At 56.0% G+C, this 12,305-nt stretch carries 12 protein-coding genes; 6 read left to right on the top strand and 6 right to left on the bottom strand.

All coding sequences use genetic code 11. The annotated features are described in order from the left end of the window. Nucleotides 1-111 precede the first annotated feature (111 nt). From E8D52_09055 to E8D52_09080, 6 genes are all read left to right on the top strand, one after another. A complete protein-coding gene (locus E8D52_09055; protein ID TKB69109.1) occupies nucleotides 112-2,493 on the top strand; it encodes a TonB-dependent receptor in 2,382 nt (793 codons plus the stop codon). Between the two features lie 29 nt (nucleotides 2,494-2,522). Beyond that, nucleotides 2,523-3,734, top strand: coding sequence for a PepSY domain-containing protein (locus E8D52_09060; protein TKB69110.1), 1,212 nt, complete (start codon nucleotides 2,523-2,525; stop codon nucleotides 3,732-3,734). Nucleotides 3,735-3,790: 56 nt separating this feature from the next. Then, nucleotides 3,791-4,216, top strand: a complete 426-nt coding sequence (exbB, locus tag E8D52_09065) for a TonB-system energizer ExbB (GenBank protein ID TKB69111.1) — start codon at nucleotides 3,791-3,793, stop codon at nucleotides 4,214-4,216. Further along, a complete protein-coding gene (locus E8D52_09070) occupies nucleotides 4,206-4,580 on the top strand; it encodes a biopolymer transporter ExbD (GenBank protein ID TKB69112.1) in 375 nt (124 codons plus the stop codon). The genes exbB and E8D52_09070 overlap by 11 nt, the downstream gene beginning before the upstream one ends. A gap of 166 nt (nucleotides 4,581-4,746) precedes the next feature. Beyond that, complete coding sequence (locus tag E8D52_09075) at nucleotides 4,747-5,304, top strand: hypothetical protein (protein ID TKB69113.1); 558 nt, start codon at nucleotides 4,747-4,749, stop codon at nucleotides 5,302-5,304. A gap of 1,263 nt (nucleotides 5,305-6,567) precedes the next feature. After that, nucleotides 6,568-6,867 (top strand): hypothetical protein, encoded by a 300-nt coding sequence (locus tag E8D52_09080; protein ID TKB69114.1) that lies wholly within the window; start codon nucleotides 6,568-6,570, stop codon nucleotides 6,865-6,867. 169 nt (nucleotides 6,868-7,036) lie between these two features. Here the strand turns inward: E8D52_09080 and E8D52_09085 are convergent, their stop codons facing one another. Genes E8D52_09085 through E8D52_09110 form a run of 6 tightly spaced genes read right to left on the bottom strand, consistent with a single transcriptional unit; the run spans nucleotide 7,037 to nucleotide 12,278 of the window. Then, entirely contained in the window at nucleotides 7,037-7,390 is a 354-nt protein-coding gene (locus E8D52_09085) for a glutamyl-tRNA amidotransferase (protein TKB69458.1), read from the bottom strand. Nucleotides 7,391-7,428: 38 nt separating this feature from the next. Then, nucleotides 7,429-8,127, bottom strand: a complete 699-nt coding sequence (locus E8D52_09090) for a cysteine hydrolase (protein TKB69115.1) — start codon at nucleotides 8,125-8,127, stop codon at nucleotides 7,429-7,431. Next, nucleotides 8,124-9,647, bottom strand: a complete 1,524-nt coding sequence (locus E8D52_09095; GenBank protein TKB69116.1) for an ABC transporter ATP-binding protein — start codon at nucleotides 9,645-9,647, stop codon at nucleotides 8,124-8,126. Before E8D52_09095 ends, E8D52_09090 begins: the two co-directional genes overlap by 4 nt. Continuing rightward, nucleotides 9,644-10,327, bottom strand: a complete 684-nt coding sequence (locus E8D52_09100; GenBank protein ID TKB69117.1) for a cysteine hydrolase — start codon at nucleotides 10,325-10,327, stop codon at nucleotides 9,644-9,646. Before E8D52_09100 ends, E8D52_09095 begins: the two co-directional genes overlap by 4 nt. Nucleotides 10,328-10,374: 47 nt before the next feature. Continuing rightward, a complete protein-coding gene (locus tag E8D52_09105; GenBank protein TKB69118.1) occupies nucleotides 10,375-11,292 on the bottom strand; it encodes an ABC transporter permease in 918 nt (305 codons plus the stop codon). Beyond that, on the bottom strand, nucleotides 11,292-12,278 hold the full coding sequence (locus E8D52_09110) for an ABC transporter permease (GenBank protein TKB69459.1): 987 nt from the start codon (nucleotides 12,276-12,278) through the stop codon (nucleotides 11,292-11,294). The genes E8D52_09105 and E8D52_09110 overlap by 1 nt, the downstream gene beginning before the upstream one ends. Between the last annotated feature and the right edge of the window lie 27 nt (nucleotides 12,279-12,305).

The raw sequence follows: 12,305 nt of genomic DNA on the forward strand, positions 1-12,305 counted from the left end.
TTTGCAACGCCAAGATAGCTGTTCGTGTTGTCCGAGCCGGCGGCCCTCCCGCTCGGATGAAAGCGCGGGGCGAAGGTTGCTTGCCTCCTCCTTTGCCCCGCCCTTTTTTAGATGCCTCTAACGGAGATGAATAATCATGAGGAGCAGCGCATGAAAGCAGTTGTTGTTTGTGATCGTACGACATTCACCTGTCCGGCACGTAGGGGCTTACGGTGGCGCTGGGTCATCGGCCTTGCGATCGTGGCCCTGTGGCAATCGATTGTTGTTCCTGTTGCTATTTCGGCGGATGGAGCCTCACCAGAAGAAACCATATCGGGGACGGAAGGTGATTCGAAGAAAGAGGCCGGCGAGTTTACACATGACACGGGCGAATCGGAGGCGCCTATTACCGCGCCGCTCATTGTTGTGCAAGGACAACGCATAGGTCCGGAAGGAACCGGGACCTTGAATTTGCAAGAACAGAGTCGCGGGAGTTCGCGCTTGGGACTGACGCTGCGAGAGATTCCAGCCAGCGTCGAAGTGATTACCCAGCAGACAATGGAGGAACGGGGTTTGAGAACGGTCTCGGAGGCGATCCAAGCGGCGACCGGGGTGACAGTGAATGATCTCGGCGTGAATCCAGGCACGTTCTCGATGCGGGGGTTCGCCAATAACCAGATTCGTCTGTTGTTCGATGGGTTATCGCTCGGACCGGCAGGGTTTGTCACCCGACCGCGCGATTCATGGAATCTTGATCGAATTGAGATTTTAAAAGGGCCGGCATCCGTCTTGTACGGCGAAGGAGCGGTGGCGGGGATGGTCAACTTGGTCACCAAGCGACCGCTGCGTGAGGCGGCTGGGCACGAGGCATTCGTGTCCTACGGATCGTTCAATACGATCCGTGCCGGTGTTGGAAGCGGAGGACGGTTGTTGACGGATAAGCTGCACTACCGCGTGGATCTCAGCTATCAAAACTCCGACAGTGCCATGGGCGTCCAGCGCACGCCGTATACCTACTGGAATTTTACGAGCGGACTGCTCTACGACGTAACCCCGCGCTTGAACTTCGAACTCTCGTTCGATATTGCGTATGATCGCGCGAATCCGTATTGGGGAACGCCGCTGGTCTCATCAGCCTTCGCCACGCACGGCGTGAGCGGCATCGTAAGTACGCCGGACGGTCGCACCATCGATGCCCGGATGCTTCGTCAGAACTACAACGTGCAAGACAGCGATATGAGCGCGTGGACCACCTGGACGAAGTTGAAAACGACGTGGGCGCCTACCGACTTTCTCCAACTCCGCAATCAAACGTATTTATACACGGCCAAACGAGACTGGATGAATGCCGAAACCTATCTCTTCAACGCGACGACAGGATTGGTCGATCGCGACAGGTTTTTGGTGAAACATGATCAGTATACCGTCGGAGATCGTTTCGAGCTTCAGATCAATCATCCCATCGGGATGTTTCAGAATCGCTTCGTGAGCGGCATCGATTTCAGCTACATCAATTTCACACGCCCGAGCTTCTTTACGGCAAACGGCGGCAGCGTCGATCCGTTTTCTCCTGTTGCCGGTCTGTTCGGCGGCGGGCTGACCGCGACTCAGACGGCGAAGATTCTCGACATCGCGGTTTTTGCGGAGGATCAATTCAGCGTCACGGATACGCTCAAACTGGTGGCCGGCGTGCGGACCGAGTATATCAATCTCACACGAGAGTTTTTTACAGCCACCGGCGCGTCTAATCCCGCGCAAAGCTTTGACCATGATTTTACACCAACGACCTGGCGTGCGGGTGCGGTGTACGATGTGCTGCCGCAGGTGACGTTGTACGGACAATATGCGACGGCGGCCGACCCGGTCGGCGGCAGCTTGTTTGGCCTGCGCAGTACGCAGCTCTTTGACTTGGCCACTGGCAATCAGTGGGAGGTCGGTGCAAAGGGACAATTCTACGATAACCGTGTGCAGTGGACTCTGGCGTACTTCGATATTGTTCGGAAGAACATCTTGACTCAGGTCTCGCAGACCGAATCCGTGAATGTCGGGCGGCAGTCCTCCAAGGGAGTTGAGTTTGACGTGGCCCTGCGCCTCACGGATGCCTGGCGGGTGCAGGGCAATGTGACATTCCTCTCGGCCAACTTTGATGAATTCTCCCAACTGTCGGGTGGCAATCTCGTCTCACGCAACGGTAATCGGCCGTTTGAGGTGCCGCAAACAGTCGCCAATCTCTGGACGATCTATCGAGTTCCAACACCGATTCCGTTCGATATAGGCGCAGCTTGGAGATTTGTCGGGGATCGGTACAATGACGCCGCAAATACGATCAGGCTGCATAGTTATATGACGGCGGATGCGTGGGTATCTGTGCCGTACAAACAGTTTGTGGTCACGCTCCGAGCACGCAATCTAGCGGATACAACCTATGCAATTTACGGTTCTACGTTTTATCCGGATCAGCTGCTGATCGGCGCGCCGAGGACGCTCGAAGCCAGTGTGATGGCACGATTCTGAGATGATCGACGAGGGAGAGCCAGATTGCGATGCCAACCGAAGGGATGAGACGATGCCGACATTTCTGGGTTACCGTGCATCTTTGGTTGGGACTATCGGCCGGGGCGGCGTTGGTCCTGATTGGGCTGGCCGGCAGCATCCTGGTGTTCTGGCCTGAAATTGACGAGTGGCTGAATCCCCATCTCCTGCAGGTCGAACCGCACCGAGACGGGCAGTCCTCGTTTTTCCCCATTGATGATATTTGGGCAGCTGTGATGCAGGCGATGCCACCGGGTTCGAAGCCGACTTCGGCCTATTATCCGCGGCATGATGCGGTTGCCTACCACTTCAATGTTCTAGTGCCGTCCGTGCCGGAGCCACAAACCAGGGTTGATTTTTCCCTCCATCACGTGTTCGTCAACCCCTATACGGGCACAGTAACCGGCGTTCGACTCGTTCGCCCGGCTGGTTGGGCTGGAATGTTCCCACGGACGTTTATTGAGTTTGTCTTTGGGGTGCACTATGCGCTCTTGCTTCCGCGAACAGGGGATCCGCCGTTCGGGGATACGGTCGTGGGGATTCTTGGGTTGACGCTCATCATCTCGCTATGCTCGGGAATGTATCTCTGGTGGACGACCGGTGGGCCATGGCGATCGGCATTGACGATCAACTGGCAGGCGCATATCCGCCGTGTCAATTTTGATATGCATAAAGCAGCGGGACTTGCATGTCTCTGTGTCCTGCTGGGACTTTTTGTGTCCGGGGTGTATTTGAATCTGCCGAGGCCATTTCACTCGGTGGTCCGGATTGTCTCTCCGACAATCGATCGCGTTGAGTTGCAATCCAGAGTGCCGGCCTCTCCCCAGCCGATATCTCTGGGACATGTAGTCGACATCGTGCGAGCGCGGCTTCCAGAAGGGCGCATAGACAGATTGTATTTCCCACGAAAGCCTACGGGGACGTACACGATTTGCCATAAGAACATCGAGGGACTCAGCCTCTTCCTGACCCGTCGTTGCGTTGTGATAGATCAATATAGTGGTGAGATCCTCCATATCGAGAGTCCCGATCATGGAACAGTAGGAGAATACTTTATCCAGTGGCAATGGCCGCTTCACAGCGGCCAAGCGTTTGGGTTGACCGGTCGGTGGGTCGTATTCGTAGCAGGACTCATCTGTCCCGTGCTGTTCGGCACAGGATTCTATCTCTGGTGGCGGAAACGGGCAGGGCGGATTCGTGCGCGTTCTATGGGATCTCTGTGATCGGCTATAGATAATCGGCAGAATGGTCAAACGGAGAAAGGTGAAGAAACTACAACATGGAAAGTTTGAAATATGCGGTGGATTACGGGGTGATCGGGTTGCTGACGTTGCTGGGATGCTGGGCCCTGATCGTGGCGTTGGAGCGGTGGCGGTTCTATGCGCAGGTGGACTCGGCACAGTTTGCCACGCCGCAGACCTATGAAATTGCTTTGACGAAGCGGCTGGTCGTCATCGGGACGATTGCCGCGAATGCCCCCTATATCGGGCTGTTGGGAACTGTGCTGGGTATCATGCTCACGTTCCATACGATGGGCACCTCCGGAACACTGGCTGTCAGTTCGATCATGATCGGTCTTAGCTTGGCGCTCAAGGCCACGGCCGTGGGACTACTCGTCGCGATTCCCTGCGTCGTCATGAACAACGTCCTGCGCCGGCGGGTGAGTGAACTGCTCACGCTGTACAAGGTTCAGCATGGAGCGTGAGGTCAATCAGATCAACGTCGTTCCGCTTGTCGATGTGATGCTCGTGTTGCTGGTGATCGTGCTGACGACTGCCACCTTCATTTCGACAGGGCAGGTGCCGGTCAATCTGGCGAAGGCGAAGGAAACCAACGCACGAAAAGACACGCCGATCATGGTCACTCTCACCGCGGAGGGAGGTCTGTTTCTCAACGATCGCGCTGTGGCACCAGGTGGATTGGCTTCCCTTCTGGCATCTCATCAGAAAGAATCGCCGGTCGTGGTTCGGGCCGACCGGGTCACGCTGCTCGAACGATTCGTCGGACTCGTGGACGAGATCCGCAGCCTCGGGTTTCACCAGGTGAGTTTGGAGGTAGTCAAGTTATGAGGCCACGCGCCGGTGGGCGGTCTCATCATACGGTGCGATGTGTAGTATCCGTGAGCACGCGTAGGTAGACAAGCAGTCGAAGTAAGCCTATAAAAATGCACCGTATATCACAAATATTACACAAACTATATTCGTGCACGTTATACCCATCACACTGGAGGTCAGAATGATTCGGCGTAGATCCTCGGCTGGTAGAGCACTGCTCACGGTTTGTTCCATCGTCGTGGCCACATGTGGGTTCGGCGCATCTTGGGTATTGGCAGACGATAGGTCCGACAGAGAACGAGGAGATAGGAAGACCATTGTCCTTACGGGAACTCACCAGGAGGGAACTTCAGGGTTAGGGACTCAAATTAAAGAACCGAGCACTACGAACGGAGTAGGAAACCAAAACCTCTTCAGCGACGATCTTCGCTATCAGAAGAACGGCGAATTAGCCGGACGGAACAGCGCCGTCTGTACCACCACAAGTCCATTCGGCAACCCTCCTGATATCCGTCCAGCTCATCGCGGCGCGAATCTCTGCACCCTTGGGTTTGTGTTGCTCGACAGGGGAAAGATCACGGTTTCAGGCATCGTGACCGATGAGGACTTTGCGGCAGGGAGCATTGTGCTTCCGATCGTGGGAGGAACCGATGAGTTTCAGCACGCTCGAGGTGAGTACGAGCTCAAGTTTGGCGCAAGCCATGGTGTTCCTGGCACCATCACGTTCAGGCTGAAGTAGTTTGCTGTAAGCCACGGGCTCCTGAAACTCATTGAATCAGGGACCCGTGACTTCTCGGCCTAAGCCGAGTACGACCGCCAGCTGCCGTACATGGCAGGTCTTAATGCGTAGCATTGATGAGCAAGCGTCGGTAGACAGGCCGTCGTCGTTTACGTATAGACTATGATCATAAGAATGATGCAGTACGTGAAACATCAAAATTGCTCCTTGCCTATTATCTCCGTCACCGGGTGTGTTGTGCTGATCTATATTGTGCTTTTGGCGATGAGCGCCGGCTGTGCCCTCGCTCATGCCGACAGGGTTCAGCACCAGCAACACCATGGTCAAGAAAGTTCATCCACGCAAAACGTATTCTGTGCCTGGGCTTGTCAGGCTACGGCAGATGTCGGCGTAGCTGTGGGGTCATCATTGGCGGTCGCCGAGCTGGTACGTTGGCATGAAGATATTCCCCTTAGTAGACCGGTTTCTTTCTCGTCTCTTTCTATATTCCATTCTCGTGCGCCACCTTCGACCTTCTTCGTTCGGCTTGGATAAGCACGGCGGATAATCTTGTTCTATTCCGCTGGTCCTTATTCAGCCTGAGTGCAGTTATTCATAACAAAGATATTTGGATACATCGTCCGAGCAGGCGGCCCTCCGGCTCGGACTAAGCGCGGGGTGAAGGTTGACTGCCTCCTCCTTTACCCCGCCCTATATTTTCAGCAAGCCTAATGTACCGGCAATACGAGTCAGCGCCTGGCTCTTATGGTCTTCACAGGGCAGGACTGTACCTCAATGCCGTGTGCTGGTGAGCCTGATGTTGAGGATACTTGTGATCATCGGCATGTATCTGTGATGGAAGAAATGATTGAATGATTCCGATCCATTCGAGAAGTATCGAGCTATCGATGTCCGGTCGAGCCGCCCCCTCGCTCGGACCGATCCGGGGCGCAGGTGTTGCCTCCGTCTACCTCCGCCCCGGCTCATTTCTGTCGAAGATGTCTAACAGGATGCTGAAAAAGTCCGCCAGCGGCGTTCTCGCGTCACTCGGTGGATAATCAAAGGAAACGGGTCTGGTAGTTGCGCACTCTTCTTCCAGGCCTGACCAGGGAGTCGGTGGTTGCCTCCTTCCGACTCCCTGGCCCTTCGGGGACACACAGCACAATCCATTTCCTAAAGTTGTGTGCGTGCGACGCTTGGGACGATGATGTTTGCCTGAGGGCATACTCTGTGTATACTTGTCCCAGGGTTCGGACGTCATCAATCAAACCATGTGGAGGGGGTATGACACAATTGAAAGCTGGTGTTGTTGCGGTTGCGGTCTGCAGTCTTCTCGCGGGTGGGGTTTCGAGTGTCGCATTTGCCAAGGGCGCTGGGCATGTGCAGGAAACCATCAAGCACGCGAAGGAAGGAATTGCGCACGAGAAAGAGGCCATTAAGCATCTGGAAGAAGCGATACAGGGCAGCAACGACCCTCACGCGAAGGAAGCGCTTGAACATGCCAAGGAATCAATGAAGCATGCGGAGGAGTCCCTCGCGCATGCCGAACAAGCTTCGGCGAAGCCAAAAGGCAAGGCGAAGTAAACTCTGTCGGGGAAGAGGGAGGTGCGAAATCGCAACCTCCCTCTTTAATTCTGGCCAGCGTCCGTGACAAATCAATCTGATCCACAGAACCGGCGTATGCTCGGTCCTATTCGAAGAGGCTGTAGCCTTGAACCGTATGTATCATACGGGACTTCTTGTTTGAGAAGTCCTAGCGGGGATGCTGGGCTATATATGACCGCCAGCCACCGAATTCGGTGATCTCCCGATGACCTTCGACGAGTGCCGGTTCGCCCAACACGCCCAAGACAATGCTCCCGTCTTCCAACCGCACCTTTCCGATGCACAGACCCGGGGGTTCATTCAGCAAGATCCCCGCCAGCCCTACAGTGGGTACTGACCAGACTTCGACCGCCACCTTCACGCCGGTTCCATCGGTGACGCGCAGCATCGCGGGATGCACGTCGTTGATCGTCCAGAGCCGATATGTTGACTCGGTCATCGTCTCCCGAACAAACGTTGCCTTGGCCGCCACCATGTTGTGGTTAAGTTTGAGTCCTCGCATCAGCGTGCCGTTGACCGCGAGCAGCACGCCGTTCTGATTCACGAGGTGCTCCCTGCATAGGTCTGCTGAAGAGATTCGATGAGACGATCAGCCGATGTGACCCAGCCGACAATGCCGCCTTGCGATTGGATCATGCGGACTGTGGCCTGTTTAAAATCGGGGAAATAGCTTTCCGTCCCATCCTCGACCAGGAGACATTCAAAACCTCGGTCGTTGGCTTCTCTCATGCTGGTTTGCACACAGACTTCAGTCGTCACGCCGGTAAACACCAGGTGAGTGATGCCGAGCGTCTTCAGACGTTCCTGTAAATTGGTGGCGTAGAATGCCCCCTTGCCCGGCTTGTCGATGACGAGTTCGCCGGTCGCAGGGTGCAGCTCCGGGACGATATCGTTTCCCGGCTCTCCCAAAACCAGAATGCGTCCCATCGGACCGGGGTCGCCGATGCGGAGCGTGGACTCTCCACGCCGTTTCTTGGCCGGCGGACAATCCGAGAGATCGGGGCGATGGCCCTCCCTCGTGTGAATCACCGGCAATCCCAACTCGCGAAACGTCTTGAGGAGTTTCGCGACAGTCGGCACAATTTTCTGCAGATGTTCGACCTTATTCCCAAGCGCCGCGCCGAATCCGCCCGGCTCGACGAAATCGCGCTGCATATCAATGATCACCAATGCCACGTGATTGCCTGAGCCTTTCGCCGGCAATGGATAAAGATAAGGAGAGGCTATGACGGTATTCATGTTGTATGTCCTGTCATGTGTCGCCCAATGATCGCCAGGTCGGCGCCGGACGACGTGGTTTCATAGACGAGTTGCCCATTGAACATCACCACCGTGCGGTCGGACAGCTCCAGGATTTCGTCGAGATCTTCGCTGACCAGCAGCACGGCTGTCCCGTGATTGCGCGCGGCGACAATCTGCAGACGAATCTCCTCCATGGCCAGAAAGTCCAGCCCGAAACAGGGGTTGGCGATGATCAGAATCTCCACCTCCGCCGACAGCTCACGCGCTAGGACTGCCCGCTGTATGTTGCCTCCCGAGAGCGACTGAATGGGCGTGTCGGGATAGGGCGGTTTGATGTTGTAGCGATCGATCAGCTCAACCGCGCTGCGGCGCAGTGCCGGGCGACTAACGAGCCAGCCGCCCACCGCGTGAGGTTCACGATCGAAATTCCGAAAGGCGAGGTTCTCCGCCACCGTCATGCGTCCGACGCACGTGTTCTGGAGCGGTTCTTCAGGCAGGCAAAAAATCTTGTGCTGCATGATCTGCTCGCGAGTCGGCTGAAAAGGCTGATCCTGCACGTGGATCGTGCCGGACGTGGTTTGGCGTTGCCCAGACAGGATCTCGACCAGTTCTCGCTGGCCATTGCCCGATACCCCGGCCACTCCGACGATCTCGCCTTCATGGATGGTGAGATGCAGCCCTCGCACGACTTCCACCCCGATATCATCTTTGACACGGATATCTTGCAGGATCAACTTTGGAACTTTCTTTGACAGGACGGTCCGTTGCTTCGGCTTCGCCGTCACTTCCGAACCTACCATCATCTCCGCCATCTGAGATACCTTCAATTCCGAGACGTTTCCTGAACCCACGAATTGTCCTTTGCGAAGGACGGTCACTTCGTCAGCAAAGGCCGCCACTTCGCGAAGCTTGTGGGTAATGATGAGGACACTCACTTGTTGCGCCAGGGTCATGGCCCGGAGATGGCCCAGGACTTCATCCGCTTCTTGTGGGGTCAGGACCGAGGTCGGTTCGTCCAAAATAAGGATGCGGTTCCGCAGCGCGAGTTGTTTAAGGATTTCCACTTTTTGTTTTTCGCCTGCGGCAAGCGAACTGACGCGAGCGGAGAGCGACACCTTGAACGGCATTGTGTTCATGAACTGTGTCAGCTGATGCTCTTCCTGCTGCCAATTGATGATGGGGTCCAGCTTGACCTTGGAGATCACCAGGTTCTCGAGGACCGTCATGTTGGGGATCAGCGTAAATTGCTGATACACCATGCCGATCCCGAAAGTCTGTGCGTCCCGTGGGCTGCGAATCGTGACCGCTTGCTGATCCAATAGAATTTTCCCCTCATCAGGGTGGTAATACCCCATGATGCATTTGACCAGGGTGCTTTTGCCCGCGCCGTTTTCACCGAGCAGGGCATGGAATTGACCTGATCGGAGGTGGAAGTGCACGCCCTTCAAGGCCACGAGTGGTCCGAAGCGTTTGGTAATCCCCAACGCCTGCAAATCTGGAGGAGCTCCATCCGTCATGAAAGCGCCTCTAATAGGCCGTCCGATTTTGCCACGGCGCCGAACACTCCGCCCTGCATGGTGACCATCTTGATCGCAGCCTGGTGATTCCCCAAATCAGTTGCGCCGCAACAGTCTTCCAGCAAGAGACATTCGAAACCACGATCATTCGCTTCGCGCATGGTGGTATGGACACAGACATCGGTGGTGATCCCGGCCAAGATCACATTGTGGATGCCGCGAAGTCTCAGCAACATCTCCAGATCGGTCGCCCAAAACGAGCCTTTGCCAGGCTTATCGATGATGGGTTCGCCAGGTTTAGGAACGAGTTCAGGGATGATCTCCCATCCAGGCTCCCCTCGAACCAGGATTTTTCCGCAAGGACCGGGATCTCCGATGCCGGCTCCGATTCTCCGGCTGCGCCACCGCTTATTGTCCGGTAGGTCTGCCAGGTCAGGACGATGGCCTTCTCTCGTATGGAAGATATGCATGCCAATGGCTCTGGCTTTCGACAGCACCTTGAGGATATGGGCGATCGGGGCTCGGGTGAGAGAAATGTCGTAGCCCATCTTGTCGACATAGCCACCCTTGCCGCAAAAATCAGTCTGCATGTCGATGATGAGAAAGACCGTATTGTCGGGCCGTAAATCCCCATTGTATGGATAGGGGTAGGGATCGGATGCGACATACTTCTTATCCATTATTCACCTCTTCACTGTGTAGAGCGGGGTCTGTCATGCGATATGTCCTAACGAGTCACGGTCAGCTCACGCGGGACTCCCACGAGAGTTCGTTTGGGAGAGCAGGTGATGATCATTACCGCTAAGGTCATGATGTAGGGAATTGCGTTGAAAATATAATATCCACCTGTGATCCCTACCGATTGCAGGGACGGTCCCAAGGCCGCTGCCCCTCCCCACAAGAGCGACACCCAGAGGCAGCCGATCGGCTGCCAGCGGGCAAAGATCACCAGTGCTACCGCCATCAATCCCTGGCCACTTGAAAGCCCTTCACTCCAATTGAACGGGTAGTAGAGGGAGAGATAGGACCCACCGATTCCGGCCAAGAATCCTCCTTGAGCCGTGCTGAGGATCCGTATACGATCAACCGGCAATCCTAGGGCGCGTGCCGCATCGGCGCTTTCGCCGACGACTCGGACTTTTAATCCCCAGGCCGTATTCTTCAACATCCATCCCAGCAGGACCGCCACGACGATTCCTAGCAGAAACAACGCATTGATCTGGAGAGCCGCTTTGATCTGAGGCACATCGCTCCACCCTCCGAGGTCGATGGAGGGTAGCCGAGGCGCCGATGGCTGGATATAGGGCTTCCCCAGAAAAAAGGCCAACCCCGTGCCGAACAGCATCATCGCGATCCCGACCGCGATATCGTTGACTCGTTGGAAACTGCAGATCCAGCTGTGTAAGGCCCCGAGCGCCATGCCGGCCAGGCCGGCACACAAGACTCCCAGCCACGGAGACCCGCTATGCAGTGAGACGGCGTAGCCGGTCATGGCGCCCATAACCAGTGTGCCTTCCAGGCCCAAATTGATGCGGCCGCTTTTCTCGGTCAAGCATTCGCCCAGTGACACAAACAGAAACGGCGTACCGATTCGAATCGCTCCGCCGAGCACGGCGATGAGCACTCCCCACCACCCGACTTCCATCAGGCTGCTCCTTGTTTCTGTAACTTCGCAAAACGACCGTACAGGGTTTCGCTAAAGAGAATGACGAGGAAAATGATTCCCTGCATGACGAGCACGGTCGCATCGGGTAACTCATGCGTACGCTGCAATAACCCGCTGCTGGCGCGAATGCCTCCCAGTAAGACGGCAACGGGAATGATGGCCAATGGATTATTGCGTGCCACGAAGGCGACGAGAATGCCGGCATACCCATAATTGGCATTGAGGGTATCATTGGCCCTGCCATGGATGGCCGCCACTTCCAACATCCCTGCCAGTCCACCTGCCGCCCCCGCCACGCAACAGATGATCAAGATCAGCCGTCCGACCGGTAGGCCTGCGACCTGGGCTGCGCGAACATTGCCCCCGGCGATCTGAGACGCGAAGCCAAAAACGGTGTGATTCATGAGAAACCATGCGATGACACAGGCCACGATGCCGAATGCCAATCCCCAGTGGAGATCTGTTCCAGGAATGACGCCGATCATATTGGCCTCTCCGATATGATGCGTCGAAGGATGGTTGAGGCTTTCCGGATCGCGAAAGGTGCTCGTGACAAGGTGGTTCAACAGAGCGATGGCGATGTAGTTCAGCAGCAGGCTGCTAATGGTTTCATTGACGGCGCGATAGTGCCGCAATGCTCCTCCGATCATAAGCCACACGCCGCCGGCTAGCATGCCGGCGAGTGCCATGGTGGTCAGAACGACTATGGGAGGAGCTGTGGGCATGGTGAGAGCCACAATGGCCGCGAAGAGGCCTCCCATGACGACGGCGCCTTCGCCTCCGATAACAATTAAGCCGAGATACCCCGGCAGTGCGGTGCAGAGGGCTGTCAGCATCAACGGCGCGGCTCGCACCAACGTGTTCTGCCATGAGAATGAGGTACCGAAAGCGGCACGATACATGGTCTGATAGACCTCGAACGGATCGGCTCCGGCCGACGCCACAAAGATTCCGAATAACACCATCGAGACCGTCAGGGATCCGACGATGAT

The organism is Nitrospira sp. (genome assembly GCA_005116745.1).
In the GTDB taxonomy this organism is placed as follows: Bacteria; Nitrospirota; Nitrospiria; order Nitrospirales; family Nitrospiraceae; genus Nitrospira_D.